General features: G+C 71.4%; 13 protein-coding genes. 8 read left to right on the forward strand and 5 right to left on the reverse strand.

Annotation, left to right across the window (positions count from 1 at the left end; all coding sequences use genetic code 11):
- Nucleotide 1: 1 nt before the first annotated feature.
- From ABDW61_RS12960 to ABDW61_RS12990, 7 genes are all read left to right on the forward strand, one after another.
- Nucleotides 2-949 carry a histone deacetylase gene (locus tag ABDW61_RS12960; RefSeq protein ID WP_343639179.1) on the forward strand — a complete coding sequence of 316 codons (948 nt, stop codon included), beginning with the start codon at nucleotides 2-4 and terminating at the stop codon, nucleotides 947-949.
- Nucleotides 950-976: 27 nt separating this feature from the next.
- Nucleotides 977-1,450 (forward strand): cupin domain-containing protein, encoded by a 474-nt coding sequence (locus ABDW61_RS12965; protein ID WP_343639181.1) that lies wholly within the window; start codon nucleotides 977-979, stop codon nucleotides 1,448-1,450.
- A 46-nt stretch (nucleotides 1,451-1,496) separates the two neighbouring features.
- Nucleotides 1,497-1,943: a thioesterase family protein gene (locus ABDW61_RS12970; RefSeq protein WP_343639183.1), complete on the forward strand. Its 447-nt coding sequence runs from the start codon at nucleotides 1,497-1,499 to the stop codon at nucleotides 1,941-1,943.
- Nucleotides 1,940-2,659, forward strand: a complete 720-nt coding sequence (locus ABDW61_RS12975; protein WP_343639184.1) for a nitroreductase — start codon at nucleotides 1,940-1,942, stop codon at nucleotides 2,657-2,659. Before ABDW61_RS12970 ends, ABDW61_RS12975 begins: the two co-directional genes overlap by 4 nt.
- A gap of 122 nt (nucleotides 2,660-2,781) precedes the next feature.
- A complete protein-coding gene (locus ABDW61_RS12980) occupies nucleotides 2,782-3,765 on the forward strand; it encodes a D-glycerate dehydrogenase (protein ID WP_343639185.1) in 984 nt (327 codons plus the stop codon).
- A 13-nt stretch (nucleotides 3,766-3,778) separates the two neighbouring features.
- The gene (gene rmuC / locus ABDW61_RS12985; protein WP_343639186.1) at nucleotides 3,779-5,119 is read left to right on the forward strand and encodes a DNA recombination protein RmuC; all 1,341 of its coding nucleotides are present in this window, start codon (nucleotides 3,779-3,781) and stop codon (nucleotides 5,117-5,119) included.
- Nucleotides 5,116-6,381, forward strand: a complete 1,266-nt coding sequence (locus ABDW61_RS12990) for an MFS transporter (protein ID WP_343639188.1) — start codon at nucleotides 5,116-5,118, stop codon at nucleotides 6,379-6,381. The genes rmuC and ABDW61_RS12990 overlap by 4 nt, the downstream gene beginning before the upstream one ends.
- Before the next feature lie 6 nt (nucleotides 6,382-6,387).
- Here ABDW61_RS12990 and ABDW61_RS12995 read toward each other — a convergent pair whose 3' ends face one another.
- Entirely contained in the window at nucleotides 6,388-7,350 is a 963-nt protein-coding gene (locus tag ABDW61_RS12995) for a hypothetical protein (protein ID WP_343639190.1), read from the reverse strand.
- 310 nt (nucleotides 7,351-7,660) lie between these two features.
- Between ABDW61_RS12995 and ABDW61_RS13000 the strand changes: the two genes are divergently transcribed.
- Nucleotides 7,661-10,681, forward strand: a complete 3,021-nt coding sequence (locus ABDW61_RS13000; protein ID WP_343639192.1) for an EAL domain-containing protein — start codon at nucleotides 7,661-7,663, stop codon at nucleotides 10,679-10,681.
- A 63-nt stretch (nucleotides 10,682-10,744) separates the two neighbouring features.
- Here ABDW61_RS13000 and ABDW61_RS13005 read toward each other — a convergent pair whose 3' ends face one another.
- The 4 genes from ABDW61_RS13005 to ABDW61_RS13020 form a co-directional block, all read right to left on the reverse strand.
- A complete protein-coding gene (locus tag ABDW61_RS13005; protein ID WP_343639194.1) occupies nucleotides 10,745-12,811 on the reverse strand; it encodes a M3 family metallopeptidase in 2,067 nt (688 codons plus the stop codon).
- A 170-nt stretch (nucleotides 12,812-12,981) separates the two neighbouring features.
- The gene (locus ABDW61_RS13010; RefSeq protein ID WP_343639195.1) at nucleotides 12,982-15,066 is read right to left on the reverse strand and encodes a methyl-accepting chemotaxis protein; all 2,085 of its coding nucleotides are present in this window, start codon (nucleotides 15,064-15,066) and stop codon (nucleotides 12,982-12,984) included.
- A 157-nt stretch (nucleotides 15,067-15,223) separates the two neighbouring features.
- Entirely contained in the window at nucleotides 15,224-15,766 is a 543-nt protein-coding gene (locus ABDW61_RS13015; RefSeq protein WP_343639197.1) for a chemotaxis protein CheW, read from the reverse strand.
- Between the two features lie 22 nt (nucleotides 15,767-15,788).
- Complete coding sequence (locus tag ABDW61_RS13020) at nucleotides 15,789-17,645, reverse strand: methyl-accepting chemotaxis protein (RefSeq protein ID WP_343639198.1); 1,857 nt, start codon at nucleotides 17,643-17,645, stop codon at nucleotides 15,789-15,791.
- Nucleotides 17,646-17,694: the final 49 nt, after the last annotated feature.

The raw sequence follows: 17,694 nt of genomic DNA on the forward strand, positions 1-17,694 counted from the left end.
CATGCTCGCCTTCCATTACGACCATCTGACCCTGGCCCTGCCTCCGGGGCACCGGTTCCCGCAGTCGAAGTACCAGATGCTGCGCGAGCGGGTGGAGCGCGCGCCGGGCCTGATGCGCCTGCAGGTCGCGGAGCCGGCCGATCCGCAGGCGCTGGCGCTGGTCCACACGCCCGACTACATCGACGCGGTGATGCAGGGCACGCTGAGCCCCGCCGCCCAGCGCGAGATCGGTTTCCCCTGGGCGCCGGGGCTGCCACTGCGCTCGCTGAGTTCGGTCGGCGCGACGATCGCGGCGGCGGGCGCCGCACTGGAAGAGGGCGTCGCTGCGAGCCTGGCGGGCGGAACGCACCATGCCTACGCGGACAAGGGCAGCGGCTTCTGCGTGTTCAACGACGTCGCGGTGGCGGCGCGGCTGATGCAGGCGCGGTGGCATCGCCGCCATCCTGGCCGGCCGGGGCTGCAGGTGCTGGTTGTCGACCTGGACGTGCATCAGGGCAACGGCACCGCCGCCATCTTCCGGGACGACGACAGCGTCTTCACGCTGTCGCTGCATGGGGAGAAGAACTTCCCCTTCCGCAAGGAGGCGAGCGATCTGGACGTCGGCCTGCCCGACGCCTGCGGCGACGCCGCCTACCTCGCCGCGCTGGAATCGGCGCTGGCGCAAGTCTGGCGGCGCCTGTCGGGGCGGCCGCCGGGGCTGGCGTTCTATCTGGCCGGTGCCGATCCGCACGAAGGGGATCGCCTGGGCCGGCTCAAGCTCAGCGCCGACGCGCTGCTGCGCCGCGACCGGATGGTGCTGGACGCACTGCTCGAGCGCCGCATCCCGGTCGCGCTGACCATGGCCGGCGGCTACGGGGAGGATCTCAACACCACGGTGGAGCTGCAGGTCCGGACGCTCGATGCCGCGGCACACAGCTGGATGCGATGGCGCGAGACCTCGCCACACTGAGGCGTTTTCAACTGCATCGACAACCCCATGCCCTTGACCGTTGACACCCTGCCGGCGCCGCCGGCCGCCTACGCCACGCCGGCGGTCTGCGAGGCCGTCGCCGCTTCGGAGGACTTTCCGGAGGCCGTGAAAGCCCGCCTGGAGGCCGAAGCGCGCCTGTTCGCCAGGACCTGGACCGGCCAGCCCATCCGTTGGCCGGCGGACTGCGAGGCCCGGTTCACCCGGCTGACGATTCCTCCTGGCACCCGTCTGCCGGTCCACCAGCATCCTTATCCGCGCTTCGGCTGGCTCGTCCAGGGCGAGATCGAGGTCGTGCAGCCGGACACCGGCAGGACGCGGATCCTGAGGGCGGGCGAGGTGATCGCGGAATCGATCGGCGAGTGGCATTTCGGCAGGACCGTCAGCAAGGAGCCGGTGATCTTCACGCTGCTGGACGTCGTCCCGCGCGGCACGGCGTCCAACACCGTGCTGCGGGACGCCGGGCAGCAGCACCCCGAGTAGCCCGCGCGACACCGGCTCCCCGGCGGCGGTGGAAGAATCGCCGCCCATGAGCACCGACCGCCCCGGCCCCGAGCCGCGCGCCGCCTTCGCCCGCTTCATCCCGGTGCCCACGCGCTGGATGGACAACGACGCCTACGGCCATCTGAACAACGTCGTCTATTACTCGCTGTTCGACACGGCCGTGAACCGCCACCTGATCGAGCAGGGCGCGCTCGACCTGGAGCGAGGCGAGGTCATCGGGCTGGTGGTCGAGACGCACTGCAATTTCTTCTCGTCGCTCGCGTTCCCGCAGGCGGTCGAGGCTGGGCTGCGCGTCGCGAGCCGCGGCCGCTCGAGCGTGCGCTACGAGATCGGCCTGTTCGCCGAGGGCGAGCCGCTGTGCGCCGCTCGCGGACACTTCGTCCATGTCTATGTGGACCGCCAGACGCGCCGCCCGGTGGCCGCGCTGCCCGCGTCCCACCTGAAGGCGCTCGCCGCCCTGGAGATGCCATGACCTTTCCCGACCCGTTCGTCCCGCCGACGCCCGAGCAGACCGCCGCCGTCGACGCGGCCATCGTGACGCGCCACTCGATGCGCGCTTTCCTGCCCACGCCCGTGCCGCGCGCGCTGATCGAGGAGCTGCTGGCCGTCGCGGCGCGCGCGCCTTCGGGCACCAACACGCAGCCGTGGCAGGTGCACGTGCTGACCGGCGCGGCCAAGGACCGCCTCGTGGCGCGCATCCAGTCCGTCTACGACGACCCGGAGGAGCTCGCCACCCATGGCGAGGAGTACGCCTACTACCCCCGTGAATGGGTTTCGCCCTACATCGACAGGCGCCGCAAAGTCGGCTGGGACCTCTACGGCCTGCTGGGCATCACCAAGGGCGACAAGCTGCGCATGCATGAGCAGCATGGCCGCAACTACCGCTTCTTCGACGCGCCGGTGGGCCTGATGTTCACCATCGACCGCGTGATGCAGCAGGGCAGCTGGCTGGACTACGGCATGTTCCTGCAGAACCTGATGATCGCGGCGCGCGGCCGCGGCCTGCACACCTGCCCGCAGGCCGCCTTCACGCAGTTCCACCGCGTCATCGCCGAGGAGCTCGGCCTCGCGCCGCAGCAGCAGGTCGTGTGCGGCATGTCGCTGGGCTATGCCGATCCGTCGGCGGTCGAGAACACGCTGGTGACCGAGCGCGAGGCCGTCGCCTCGTTCACGCGCTTCCTCGAATGAACTGAGCCGGCGCGGCGCGCGCGCCACGTCCTGGGCGATCCTCGGCTGTGGCGCGGGCCGGCCGCGCCGCGAGGGGCGCCGCGCTGCATACAGTTGGCGATTCCCCGGCTAGGAGATCGTCCATGAGCAAGCCCAGCGTCCTGGTGGCCCGCAAGACCTTCGGCGACATCGTCGACCGGCTGCGTCCGCACTTCGAGGTCGAAGTCAACGACAGCGACCTCGGCTGGACCCAGGACGAATTGATCCGCCGCCTGCAGGGCAAGGCCGGCGTGTACATCGCCGGCGGCGACCGCATCGACCAGAAGCTGCTCGACGCCTGCCCCGGCCTGAAGGCCGTGTGCACGATGGCGGTGGGCTACAACAACATCGACGTCGCGGCCTGCACGGCGCGCGGCGTGGTGGTGAGCAACGCCCCCGACGTCCTGACCGAGACCACCGCCGACTTCGGCTTCGCGCTGATGATGGCGACCGCGCGCCGCATCACCGAGAGCGAACACTTCCTGCGCCGCGGCGAGTGGCGCGAATGGTCGGTGACGATGTTCGCCGGCGCCGACGTGCACGGCGCGACGCTGGGCGTGCTGGGCATGGGGCGGATCGGCGCGGCGATCGCGCGCCGCGGCCACCTGGGCTTCGGCATGCCGGTGCTGTATCACAACCGCTCGCGCCTGCCGGCCAGCGAGGAGGCGCCGCTGGGCGCGCAATGGGTCGAGAAGGACGAGCTGCTGCGGCGAGCGGACCATCTGGTCATCGTGGTCCCGTACAGCGCGTCCTCGCATCATCTGATCGGCCAGCGCGAGCTGCGCCTGATGAAGAAGACCGCGACGCTGATCAACATCGCGCGGGGCGGCGTCGTCGACGACGCGGCGCTGGCGGCCGAGCTTCAGGCCGGCACCATCGCCGCCGCGGGCCTGGACGTGTTCGAGGGCGAGCCCGCGGTGCATCCGGAGTTGCTGGCCTGCCGCAACGTCGTGCTGACGCCGCACATCGCCAGCGCCACCCTCGCGACGCGGCGCGCGATGAGCGCGCTCGCCGTCGACAACCTGATCGCGGCGCTCACCGGCGGCGTGCCGCCCACGGCCTTGAATCCCGAGGTGCTCACGCGCTGAGAGAATCGCACGCATGGCTCTTTCCGATGTGCTGCAGCTGGTCCTCTCGGGCCTGATCCTGATCCTGCTGATCGCCGTGTTCATCGCGTTGCGGCGGCAGGCGGGAGGCGATGCGGCGGCGGCGCTGGCGCCCCTGATGCAGCAGTCGGGGGAACGCATGGAGCGCCTGGAGCGCGCGCTGCGCGACGAGATGGGCCGCGGCAACAGCGGCCTGCGGCAGGAACTGCTGGGCACGCTGACGCAGTTCCAGCAGGCGCTGGCCCAGCAGGCCGCGCGCGGACGCGAGGCGCAGGACGCCGCCGCCGCGCGCACGGCCACGCTGCTGACGGAGCAGTTGCAGGCGCTGGCGCAGCGCAACGAAGCAGGCCTGGCCGAGACGCGCCGCAGCGTCGAGGCGCGGCTGCAGGCGATCCAGCAGGACAACGAGAAGAAACTCGAGCAGATGCGGGCGACCGTCGACGAGAAGCTGCACGCGACGCTGGAGCAGCGCCTGGGCGAGAGCTTCAAGCAGGTGGCGGAGCGGCTGGAGCAGGTCTACCGCGGCCTGGGCGAGATGCAGACGCTGGCGCGCGACGTCGGCTCGCTGAACCGGGTGCTGACCAACGTGAAGACGCGCGGCATCTTCGGCGAGGTGCAACTGGCGGCGCTGCTGGAGCAGGTGTTCACGCCGGAGCAGTACGCGGCCAATGTCGAGACGCTGCCCGGCACCGGCGCGCGCGTCGAGTTCGCGCTGAAGCTGCCCGGCCAGCGCGACGATGGCCAGCCGATCTGGCTGCCGATCGATGCGAAGTTCCCGCGCGAGGACTATGAGCGCCTGGTCGACGCGCAGGAGCGCGCCGACGCGCCCGCGGCCGAGGTGGCGGCGCGCGCGATCGAGACCCGGCTGCGGCTGGAGGCCAGGACCATTCGCGAGAAGTACCTGGGCCCGCCGCACACGACCGACTTCGCGCTGCTGTTCCTGCCCACCGAAGGCCTGTACGCCGAGGCGCTGCGCCGGCCCGGCCTGACCGAGGCGCTGCAGCGCGAGCACAAGGTGATGCTGGTCGGCCCGACCACGCTGCTCGCGACGCTGTCCAGCCTGCAGATGGGCTTCCGCACGCTGGCGCTGGAGAAGCGCTCGGCCGAGGTGTGGGAGGTGCTGTCGGCGGTGAAGACGGAGTTCGGCAAGTTCGGCGAGGTGCTCGCGAAGACGAAGAAGAAGCTCGAGGAAGCGAGCAACACCATCGATGCCGCCGAGGTGCGCACGCGCGCGATGACGCGCCGGCTCAAGACCGTCGAGGCGCTGCCCGAGGACCAGATGACGCGCGTGCTGCGGCTGGGACAGGCGGCTGACGAGGAGGGCGTGGCGGGATGAGCGAAGACGCGTCAGGACCAGCGCCCGCGCCCGCTGACCCGGCCGTGGATCCGGCTGCAGATCCGGCCGCGGAGCCGGCCTCGACGACGGCCGGTTACGCGGGCCTGGACGCGGGCTTCGCGGCGGTCATCGCCTCGCTGGTCGCGGTGCACGCCTGCATGGCGACGACGCGGGTGTCGGCGACGCTGTGGGTGCTGCACGAGGGCTACGGCGGCGGGTACGTCGGCGTGCTGCTGAGTCTGTTCGCGGTCGCACCGCTCGGGCTGTCGCTGTGGGCGGGCCGGCTGGCGGACCGTCACGGCTTCCACCGGCCGGTGGGCATTGGCGTGGCGATGGCCTTCAGCGGCGCGCTGCTCGCGCTGGCCGCGCAGGTGCTGGGCTGGCTCTGGCTGCTCGCGGCGGGCTGTCTGCTGTGCGGCGGCGCGGTCGCGGTGTCCGCCGTCGCGATCCAGCGCGAGGCCGGGTTGATGGCGGCCGACGCCTCGCAGCTCAAGCGGGTGTTCAGCTGGGTGGCGCTGGGGCCGGCGTTGTCGAACGCGCTGGCGCCGGTCATCACCGGCATCGTGATCGATACGGCGGGGTTCACTGCGGCGCTGGTGCTGTCGGCGCTGCTGCCGCTGGGCGCGTGGCGCATCGCCCGGCGGGTGCCGAGAAGACCGCCGCGGCAGGCGGCCTCGTCCGCCAAGCCGCGTCCGGCCTGGGACCTGCTGCGCGATCGCGGGCTGCGCAATCTGTTGATCGTCAACGTCGCGATGTCGTCCTGCTGGGACGCGCACAGCTTCGTCGTGCCGGTGGTGGGGCACGCGAAGGGGCTGTCGGCGTCCAGCATCGGGCTGGTGCTGGGCAGCTTCGCGGCCGCGGCGACGGTGGTGCGGCTGGCCATCGTGCGCTGGGCCCATCGCCTGGATGAGGTCAAGGCGCTGCGCGCCGCGATGACGATCGCGACGGTCACCTTGATCGTCTACGCGTGGCTGCCCGGGACGCTGGGGCTGATGCTGGGATCGGCGGTGCTGGGACTGGCGCTGGGCGCGGTGCAGCCCATGGTGCTGTCCACGATGCATCAGGTCACGCCGCCGGACCGGCATGGCCAGGCGCTGGGCCTGCGCATGCTCGCGTCCAACGGCGCGACGGTGGCGATGCCGCTGGGATTCGGCGTGCTGGCGGCGGCGAGCGTCGCGGCGGCGCCGCTATGGCTGATGGCGTCGATCCTCATCGGGGCGCAGTTCGCCGCGCGCCAGCTTGGCGCTGCCTCGGCGCGGTGACATCGCTCACCCGCCCGGTGCGGCAGCCACCTGCCGGCGCGCTTCCTTGTGCTTCATCGCGACGTACTCCTCCAGCGACTGCTCGTGGAGCTGACGCGGATAGCGCTCCGTCGCGGCGAACCAGTCGCGCAGCCGCTTGTCGAGCCGCTGTTCAGCCGGCGCCGGCAGCGTGTCGAGGTAGGACTCGATGGCGAGGAAATAGCGCATCGTGTTGCGTTCCGCGATGCCCTGGATGCCGCCGACGTAGCGCGGCTCGCCATTGCCCTCGCGTCCGACGATCGTGAACCCGACCTTGTCCCGCCCGCTGGTCGCCAGATAGGCGCTGGTCGCGACCCGCGCGGCGAGGTTGTTGACATACGCATAGCGCAGCCGCACGAACGATCGGCGGGCGTCCAGCGGCACTGCTTCGAAGGTCAGCCGGTACTGGCTGGTGCCCATCGGCCCCTTGGCCGCGCTCATCTCGACCAGCAGGTATTGCGGCTGCGCCGCGATCACCTGGAACTGGAAATCGAGCGCGTATGCATCTTCGATGGGCTGGTCGAACTTGCGTCCGACGGCCATGTGCAACAGCGCGCCCGGCGCTGCGTCGTCATCGACCACGCAGCGCTTCACGTTGGCCGGCAGGGTCAGCAGTTCGCACCAGGCGTCGGCGCTGCGCAGCGCGCTCGACAGCGTCGCGAAGCCGTGTTGCACCACCGCATGCATCTCGCCGGTCGGATGCTCGGTGTCGTCCGCCGAACTCAGCACGATGGGCCGCTGAAAGGGGCTGCGGTTCAACTGCGGCTCCAGTTGCTCGTACTGTGCGCGCAGACTGGCGCCCTGCTGGGCGTTGACCTCGGTGGCGATCAGCAGCAAGGCCAGCAACACCGCCGCATGCGCGAGCCAGAACACCGCGCCATGCGGCGCGGCGGGGTGCTTCTGATGGCGGTGGGCCTTGTCGAAATGCGGAAGGTGCGGGAAGGAACGCATGGCGGTCTCCGTCGCGCGGCCAGCGGGCCGTTCGATTCAGCTTAGCCGCGATGGCCTCGAAGAGCGGTCGGCCCGCTGGCCGGCCGCCTGTCAGACAAGGCCGCGTCCCGTGTTCGCCTGACACGCCCCTGCCCATCGCCTACGATCGCCGCCATCCCGGCGAAGCCGGACAGGGAGCGGCACACGCATGGGTCGGATAGCGCAGCGGGTTCGAACATCGGCGGGGAGTTCCCTTCGGCCCCGATGCCAGCGTGGCGCGCTGCGGTGGCCGTCCGTCTGGGCCTGGGCGCAATTCGTCGCCGCGTTGCTGGTGACGGCCGCCGTCGCCTGGCTGTGGCTCATGCGGCCGCTGTCGGGGCCGGTCGAGCGATTGGATGCCATGGTCCAGGATGCCCAGACCCGATGGCGCGGCCGGCTGGAGCCCGGCAAGACTTATCCCATCGTGCTGCTGCGCATCGATGCCGCGAGCGCGGCGCCCTTCAACGGCGACGCCTCGGCGCGCCCGCTGCTCGCCGAGGCCATCACTCGCCTGCAGGCCGCCAAGCCGCGGCTCATCGCGATCGACCTGCCGCTGTTCGACCCCAAGCCCGGGCAGGACATGGCGCTCGCCGCCGCGATGCGAGCGGGCGCGCCGGTCTTGCTGCCCTTCGCGCTGCCGCCCGAGCCGCCCGAGCCGCCCGCTTCAGAGGCCGGCGCCGCCGCCGAGGCGCTGCGCCCACAGGCTTTCCCGAGGACTGAAGGTCCGCTCGCCACTGCCCTGCGCCGCCGCTTCGCCCAGGCGCCGCCCGAGCCGCTGCGCTCGGCGGCCGCATCGCTGGGGCACCGGCAGACCGGGCGGTCGCGCGATGGCAGCTTGCGCCACGACCTGCCCGCGTTGGCGCTTCAGGACGCCGCCTATCCATCGCTCGCGCTGCGCATCGCGGGCGACGCGATGCGCCAGCCGTGGTCCGAGGCGACGCTGCGCTGGCGCCGCGAGATCCGTTGGGGATCGCTGCGGGTGCCGCTGGATGGGCTGTCGCGGCAAGGCGTCAACGACTATGGCCCGGCGGGGACCTTTCCGTCGGTGACCCTGTCCGACCTGGTCGACGGGCGCGTGCCCGACGACGTCCTGCACAACAGGATCGTGATCGTGGGCCTGGCGCCAGGCGTCACGCGCGCGGCTGGCGCTGCCCCCGATGACACCGTCGCGACGCCCTTCGATCCCGCGCTGTCCAGAGCGGAATGGCTGGCCACCGTCGCCGACAACCTCCTCACCGGCCGGACGCTGTCGCGCCCCGCGTGGGCGCCGCTCGCCGAGCTGGGCGCGCTGCTGGCCCTGCCGCTGCTGTGCATGCTGCTGCTCGCGCGCGGGCGCTGGTGGCGCGGGCTGCTTGGTGTGGCGGTGCTCGCCGGCATCGGACTGGCGGCGGCGCAATGGCTGCTCCAGGAAGAGCAACTCGTCCTGTCGCTGGGCGGGCCGCTGCTGGCCGCCGCGGTCGCGAGCGCCAGCGCCTTGCTGCTGCGCCTGCTGGAGCGCGCAGCCCGGCATCGGCGCGAGTTCAAACGCCTGCAAGCGAACGAAGCCCGCCATGCGCTGGCTGCGCAAGGCGCCAACGATGGGCTGTGGGACTGGGACATCGGCAGCGACCGGCTGGATGTGTCCTCACGCTGGCGCGCACTGATGGGCGAGGACGAACGGGAGCCTTCAGCCGAGCGCGGCATGGCCCGGTTCACCGCCCCGCTCGACGAAGCCGCCGCAGGACTGTTCCGTGCCGAGCTCGACGCTCATCTGAAGGGGCAAGGGGCCCGTTTCCACCACGTGCTGCGCTTCCGCCAGGGCGGGCAGCCGCGCGCGCTGCTGGCACGCGGCATGGCCCAGCGGGTCGATGGCCGCGCCGTGCGGATGGGCGGCACGCTCACCGACCTCAGCGAGCAGGAGCGCCTGCAGGCGCAGCTCGTCCACGATGCGATGCACGACGGCCCGACCGGTCTGCCGAACCGGGCGCTGTTCCTGGAGTTGCTGGCGCAGCGGCTCGCGGCGCCCGTGCCCGGCGTGCCGATCGGCGTGGCGCTGATCGGTCTGGACGACTTCCATGCGTTCACTGAGCGGCACGGCGCCGCGACCGGCGAGGCGATCGCCGCCGAATGCGCGCGGCGGCTCTCGGGCGGCGAGGGCCGGGCGGCCCGCGTCGGACGGGTGGCGGCGCGGGTGGCGCCGGACCAGTTCGCGCTGCTGTTCGAGATCCGCCTCGAAGCCGGCGGCGTGCTGGTCGACCGCGTGCCCGAATGGGCGCTCGCGCGGATCGAGGAGCCCTTCCTGTTCGATGCCATCGAGCCCCCGGGCGGCGAGGCCGCGCCGTCCGCGGCGGTGCAGGAGCGCCGGCCCTCGCGCACCGGCGCGCATCGACTGACGGCTTGCGCCGGCTGGTCCCACACGGGGCAGGGCGGCTTCAGCGCGGAAGACCTGCTGGCCACGGCGGCAAGCGCGCTCGCGCGCGCGAAGGCCGCGGGCGCCGGCCAGGTGCGGATGTTCGATCGCTCGATGCCGCGCGCCGAACCGGACGGGGCCTGGGCGCGCGAGCATCTGCCGCGCGCGCTGGCGGCCGGCGAGTTCGAACTGCACTACCTGCCGGTCGTGCGGCTGAACGATCGGGCGCTGCAGGGCTTCGAGGCGCTGCTGCGCTGGCGGCATCCGGAGCGCGGGCTGCTGATGCCCGAGGCCTTCCTCTGCGCCGCCGAGGCCGGCGGGCAGATCGCGGCGATCGGCCGCTGGACGCTGATCGAGGCGGCCTTGCTGCTGCGCCGCTGGCGCGAGATCGGCTTCAAGGGCGAGATCGCGGTGAATCTGTCGGGCGCGCAGCTCGCGCGCGGGGAAGAGCTGCTGGGCGATGCGGGAGAGGCGCTCAGGGCGCTCGGCGAGGTGCCGCCGTCGCAGCTGAGGCTGGAGGTCGCCGAACGCGTGGCGATGGCACATCCGCGGCAGCACGCCGCGGTGCTTCAGGCGCTGGCCCGCCTGGGCTTCGCGCTGTCCATCGACGATGTGGGCACGGGGCGCGTGCCGCTGGCGGAGCTGCACCGCTTCCCGGTCGACACGCTGAAGATCGATCGCGGCATCGTGGCGCGGCTCGGCGACGACGCCGACGCGCGGGAGACCGTGCGCACCATCGCCGCGCTGGCGCGCGCGATGGGCTGGCGCGCGCTCGCGGAGGGCGTCGAGGACGAGGCCAGGGCCGCGATGCTGGAGGAGCTCGGCGTGCCGCTGGTGCAGGGCTGGCTGTTCGCCAAGGCCCTGCCGGCCGAGGAGGCGCGCCGGCTCGTCCAGACGGTGCCCTGGAAGAAGCCCGCGGCCTGACGCCCCGACACCGCGCCTTCCTTCAGCGCGCGGTCCCGGGACGGCCGGGGCCGCGCAGCCTGGTCAGGCCATGCCTTGATGCCGCAGCAGCGCGTCGATGGTCGGCTCGCGGCCGCGGAAGGCCTTGAAGTTGTCCATCGCGTCGCGCACGCTGCCCATCGACAGGATCTCGTCGAGGTAGCGCCGCCCGGTCGCGGGATTGAACACGCCTTCCTCCTCGAACGCGCTCCAGCAGTCGGCCGACAGCACCTCGGCCCACTTGTAGCTGTAGTAGCCGGCCGCGTAGCCGCCCGCGAAGATGTGCGAGAAGCTGTGCTGGAAGCGGTTGAAGGCCGGCGGCACCAGTACCGAGACCTCCGCGCGCACCTCGTCGAGCAACTCCTGCACGCGCGTCTCCGAGCCCGGCTCAGCGTGCAGCCGCATGTCGAAGAGCGCGAACTCGATCTGGCGCAGCGTCTGCAAGCCGGCCTGGAAGTTCTTGGCCGCCAGCATCTTGTCGAACAGCGCGCGCGGCAGCGGCTCGCCGGTGTCGACATGGCCCGACAGCTGTTGGATGACTTCCCACTCCCAGCAGAAGTTCTCCATGAACTGGCTGGGCAGCTCGACGGCGTCCCATTCGACGCCCGAGATGCCGGACACGCCCAGTTCCGCCACGCGGGTCAGCAGGTGGTGCAGGCCGTGGCCGCATTCGTGGAACAGCGTCGTGACGTCGTCGTGGGTGAGCAGCGCCGGCTTGCCTTCCGCGCCCTGGGGGAAGTTGCACACCAGGTGCGCCACGGGGATCTGCTCGGCGCCGGTGCCCGCCAGATCCGGCCGGGCCCAGCGGCTGCGCACCTCGTCCATCCAGGCGCCGGGGCGCTTGCCGTTGCGGGCGTACAGGTCCAGGTAGACCTGGCCGATCAGCCGGCCGTCACGGCGCAGCTCGCAGAACTGCACCGACTCGTGCCAGACCGAGGCCTGGGCCGGCACCAGCTGCACGCCGAACAGGCGGTCGACGATGCGGAACAGGCCGTCCAGCACGCGCGGCAGGGTCAGGTATTGCCGCACTTCCTGGTCGGAGAAGGCGTAGCGCGCCTCCTTCAGCTTCTCGGAGATGAAGGCGGTGTCCCAGGCCTGCAGGTCGTCCATGCGCAGCGCGGCCTTGGCGAAGTCGCGCAGCTCGTCCAGGTCGCGCTGGGCGTAGGGGCGGGCGCGGGCGGCCAGGTCGCGCAGGAAGGCCAGCACCTGGGCCGGCGAGCTGGCCATCTTGGGCACCAGCGAGGCCTCGGCGAAGTTCGCGAAGCCCAGCAGCCGGGCCTCTTCCTGGCGCAGCATCAGCAGTTCCTGCATCAGCGGGCCGTTGTCCCACTCCGGCTTGTCGCCGAGCTCGCTGGCCCGCGTCACGTAGGCGCGGTACAGACGCTCGCGCAGCGCGCGGTCCTCGGCGTACTGCATCACCGGCATGTAGACGGGGAAGTGCAGCGTCAGCTTGTGGGCGTCCGGGTCGGTGTTGCCGTCCTTCTCCGCGGCGGCGCGCGCGTTGGCGACGACGTCGGCGGGAACGCCCTTGAGCTCGGCCGCCGACACGATCGCCGACCAGCCGTCGGTGGCGTCCATCACGTGCTCGGAGAAGGCCTGGCCGAGTTCGGCGCCGCGCTCCTGGATCTTGGCGAAGCGCGCCTTGGCCTCGCCCTCGAGCTCGGCGCCGGACAGGACGAAGTCGCGGATCGCATGCTTGAGCAGCTGGGCGCGCTCGGGCGTCAGGCCGGGCTGCGCGGCGATCGCCTTGTACTTGGCGTACAGCGCCTCGTTGGCGCCCAGGGCGGTGTGGAACTCGGTCACCGCGGGCAGCATCGCGTTGTAGGCCTCGCGCAGCGCTGGCGTGTTGGCCACCGCGTTCAGGTGGCCCACGGCGCCCCAGGCGGTGCCCAGGCGCTCGGAAGCGACGTTCAGGGTGCGGGACAGGAGCTCGTAGTCGGCCGGCGCGCCGGGCGCGGTGACCTGGTCCAGCGCCTGCTGCGCCTGGGCGAGCAGTTCGGCGATGGCCGGCTGGATGTGCGAAGGCTCGATCGCGGCGAAGTCGGGCAGCGGCGCGGTCGAGAGCAAGGGGTTCGCGGCGGCGGGGGCGCCGGCGGCGGAGGAATCGGTCATGCAGGCCTCGTGAGTCTGACGAAATGCCGGAACAGTGTCTCAGCCTTTCGCGCGCGGATGCGCGGGAGCTTTCTATCGTGGGGATGAGCCGCAGGCTATCAAGCCCGCGGTTCTCTCGTTCACGAGGCGCGGATTGTCCTGCGGTGGCTGCTGGCCAGCCGCGCTTGCAGTCAGAAGGTTTCCCAGTCGCCGTCGTCGGCGGCTGGTGCCGGACGCGGCGCGGGCGGGGGCGCTGCGACGGTCGGAGCGCTCGGCTTCGGCGCCGGCGGCTTGACGGCGCCATGCGCCGTCCCATTCACACCGGGCCGGACCGCCTTCATCGGCGCGGGCCGCGGCGACGCCGTCTTCGCCATCGCGATCGGCGCCGACGACGACGCCTTCACCGCCGGTGCATGAACCGGCGCATGAACCGGCGCATGAACCGGCGCCGCCCGCTTCACCGCTTCCGACTCCTGCCCGAGCCGGAACACCGACACGATCTCGGTCAGCCGGTGCGCCTGATCCTTGAGGCTTTCCGCCGCCGCCGCCGATTCCTCCACCAGCGCGGCGTTCTGCTGCGTCATCCGGTCCAGTTGCGTGACCGCGTCATTCACCTGCGCGATGCCGCCGCTCTGCTCGGTCGAGGCCGCTGTGATCTCGCCGATGATGTCCGTCACCCGCTGCACGCTGTGCACGATGTCGTTCATCGACTCGCCCGCCGCCTGCACCAGCCGCGTGCCGGCCTCGACGCTGTCGACGCTGGCCCCGATCAGCGCCTTGATCTCCTTGGCCGCCTCCGCGCTGCGCTGCGCCAGGCTGCGCACCTCCGACGCCACGACCGCGAAGCCGCGGCCCTGCTCGCCGGCCCGCGCGGCTTCCACCGCCGCGTTCAGCGCCAGGATGTTGGTCTGGAAGGCGATGCCGTCGATCACGCCGATGATGTCGTTGATCTTCTTGGAGCTGGCATTGATCTCGTCCATCGTCGAGACCACCTGGCCCACGACCTCGCCGCCGCGTGCCGCCGCGCTCGACGCGCTCGAGGCCAGCTGGTTGGCCGTCTGCGCCGCGTCCGCCGTCTGGCGCACCGTGGCGGTCAATTCCTCCATCGAGGACGCCGCCTGCTGCAGGTTGGAGGCCGTCTCCTCAGTCCGCTGCGACAGGTCCTGCGAGCCGATCGCGATTTCGCTCGACGCGGTCGTGATCGAGTTGCTGGCCGAGCGCACGTCCAGCAGGATGCGCTGGATCTTCTCCGCGAACAGGTTGAACGAGGACGCGATGCGCCCGACCTCGTCGCGGCCGCCGGCCGGCAGCCGCTGCGTCAGGTCGCCGTCGCCGGCGCTGATGTCGTCGAGCGCGGCGCGCACGCGGTCCACGCCGCGCAGCATCGCGGTGATGGTGCCGGTCATCGCCAGCGCCGCGATCGCCATCATGATCAGCGCCGTGATCACCGCCGTGCGCAGCAGCGCGCTCAGCGAGGCCAGCGCCTCGTCCTTCTTCGCCGCCACGTAGAGCTGCCAGTCGGTGTCCGGGATCGGCGTGCCGCTGACCAGGAAGTCATCGCCCCCGACCTTGGCCTCCACCCAGCCCGCCTGCGGATCGATCGCCGTGGCCAGCGCCTGCGGCGTGAGCTGCTCGGAGATCTCCGTCGCGCCCTTGAGCGCGAGCTTGGCGTCCGGGTGCGCGACGATCTTGCCGTCCTTGGACATCAGGAAGGCGAAGCCGCCCGGCGTCGGCTTGATCGCCTGCACCGTGGCCACCACGTCATCCAGGAACACGTCGGTGGCGATGACCGCCTTGGTGCCGCCGCCGCTCTTGTCCGCCGCGGCGAAGGTCACCACCAGGCGTCCCTTGGACGCGTCCATGTAGGGCGCCGTCAGCACCGTGCCGGACGCGGAGGCCGCGCCGGTGTACCAGGGACGGCCGGTGGGGTCGTAGTCGGGCGGCAGGTTCTGCGGCGTGTTGAAGACAATCTTCTTGTCGGCGAAACCGACATAGGCCGCCTCCAGCCGCCCGGACTTGGCCGCCTGCTGCAGCAGCGGCACGGGGTCCGCGGCGCTCACCGCCGGCTGCAGCGAGGCGACGATGTCGCGCTGCGTGCGCACCCATTGCCGGATCGCGTCGGCGCGCGCCGCGGCCAGCTCGTCCAGCGCTTGCGAGACCTGCTGCCGCGTGTGTCCGCGCACGGTCACGTAGTTGGCGACGGTGATCGCCAGCAGGGTCAGGGCGACGATGCCCACCCCCAGTGAAATCAGCCGGGTCTTGATCGAGTCGAACATGAATGGACTCCGTGTCTCATCGGCGCCGGGCGTGTTCCGCTCTCTGGCGCGTGCCTCCACGATTCGCTCTCTCGGTCTTCTCCTGCCCATGACCCCTCAGGGCAGGGCGCGCGCCCGGCAGGAGAAACGCCCGGCGAGCGCCGGGCGCCACGCGTGATCAGGCGGTGGTCATCGCATCCATCAGGCCCATGTCCGCGCTGGACATCAGGCCCTCGATGTCAATCAGGATCAGCATGCGCTCGGCAACCGCGCCGATGCCCATGATGAAGCTGGTGTTGACGGCGCTGGAGCTCAGCTCGGGCGCCGGACGGATCACGTCGCGGTTCAGCTCCAGCACGTCGGACACCGAATCCACCACCGCGCCCACGACGCGGTTCTTGACGTTCAGCACGATCACGACGGTGAAGCTGTTGTATTCGGCCGTGGCGCAGCCCAGCTTCAGGCGCAGGTCCACGATCGGGACGATCACGCCGCGCAGGTTGACGACGCCCTTGATGAACTCGGGCGCGTTGGCGATGCGCGTGGGCTGCTCGTAGGAGCGGATCTCCTGCACCTTCAGGATGTCGATGCCGTACTCCTCCTGACCGAGGCGGAAGGTGAGGTACTCGCCGCCGGCGGGCGCGGCGCTGGCGCCCTGCGGGACCAGCGCGCCGGACTTCGCTTGCACGACTTGCGTGCCGGTTTGTTGGACGATTTCCATGTGATGACCTCGCGGGGGCTGATTAGAAGGTTTCCCAGTCGCCGTCGTCGGCGGTGGTGGCCGGCGCTGCCGGCGCGGGGGTGAGCGGAGCGGGCGCCGCCTTCGGCGCGGCGGCCTTGGCGGCGGGCTTGGACAGGGGCTTGGCCGTGTGGACCAACGGCTTCGCGCTGACCGGCTTCGAAGCGGCCGGCTTGCTGGTGGATGCGGGCCTGGCCGCAGCCAGGGCGGTGACCGTGGCCGGCTTCGCCGCGTCAGCGGCCGCAACCGGCGCGGACTTGGCGGTGAACGCGGTGGCCGGCAGAGCCGGCGCATGACCCGACACGCGGAAGCGGTCCACCACGGCGCCCAGGCGCTCGGCCTGGTCCTTCAGGCTCTCGGCGGCGGCGGCGGATTGCTCGACCAGCGCGGCGTTCTGCTGCGTCATCTGGTCCAGGTTGCTGACGCCCTGGTTGACCTGGCTGATGCCGTCGCTCTGCTCGCTGGAGGCGGCGGTGATCTCGCCGATGATGTCCGTCACCCGCTGCACGCTGGCGACGATGTCGCTCATCGTCGTGCCGGCTTCCTGCACCAGGCGCGAGCCGGTCTCGACCCGCTCGACGCTGGCGCCGATCAGGGTCTTGATCTCGCGCGCGGCCTCGGCGCTGCGCTGCGCCAGCGAGCGCACCTCGCCGGCCACGACCGCGAAGCCGCGGCCCTGCTCGCCGGCCCGCGCGGCTTCCACCGCCGCGTTCAGCGCCAGGATGTTGGTCTGGAAGGCGATGCCGTCGATCGTGCCGATGATGTCGCTGATGCGCTTGGAGCTGCTGTTGATCTCGTCCATCGTCGAGACCACCTGGCTCACCACGTCGCCCCCCTTGGCCGCCGCGCCCGAGGCGGAGGAGGCCAGCTGATTGGCGGTGCGCGCGGAATCGGCGGTCTGCTTCACCGTGCCGGTCAGCTGCACCAGCGACGACGCCGCCTGCTGCAGGTTGGACGCGGTCTGCTCGGTGCGGCTGGACAGGTCCTGGTTGCCGGTGGCGATCTCCACCGACGCGGTGCGGATCGAGTCGGCCGCCGTGCGCAGCTGGCCCACCATCGATTGCAGCGCCTCCTGCATGTGGTGCAGCGAGCGCATCAGCTTCGACGCTTCGTCGACGCCTTCCACCGGCTTCATCTCGCGGGACAGGTCGCCCTCGGCGATCGCCTCGGCCAGCGCCTCGGCCTCGGCCAGCGGCGCGCAGATGGTCTGCATGTTCAGCAGCGTCAGCGGCACCACGACGATCGCCGCGAACACCAGCACCAGGCCGAAGGTCCACAGCACGCCGCCCTGCGTCTTCTCGATGCCGGCGCGCATCTCGGCCGCCTGGGCCTCCATGCGCTTCTCGATTTCGGCCAGTTGCTTCTCGGCCTCGGTGATCTGGTCCTTGGCGGCGGTGAGCAGCCGGTCGGCGACCGCGGCGTGGTCATAGGCGCCGGCTTCCAGCTGCGTGACGACGTTGGCCGACTTCTGCGCGTAGGTCTCGAGCGAGGCCTTGATCTGCATCAGGACGGCCTTGTCGTCCTCGGGGCTCAGCGCCGCGACCTCGTCCAGATGCGTCGCCGCCGACTTGCGCGCCGCGTCCCACAGGCCATGCGCCGTCTTCACGGCCTCGGCCTTCTCGTAATTGATGATCATGTCCTTCTCGTAGCGACGGATCTCTCCCATCGCGCCGTGAAGGGCGCCCACGCGCTGGCCGCGCTCGGCGGACTTCTCGAGGAATTCCTGCGTCTGGCCGCGCATCGACTGCATGCCGAACAGACCGACGCTGCCCACCACCATCAAGAGCAGCAGCACGATCGCAATCGCGCCGATCATGCGGGTGCGGATGCTGAATTGACGCAGCAATGCACTGAAATTCATGTTGACCTCTTGTGAGTTCGGCGCCGGCCGCGCGGCCGGCGCCCTCCCG

It is taken from the genome of Roseateles sp., from assembly GCF_039595595.1.
In the GTDB taxonomy this organism is placed as follows: domain Bacteria; phylum Pseudomonadota; class Gammaproteobacteria; order Burkholderiales; family Burkholderiaceae_C; genus Roseateles.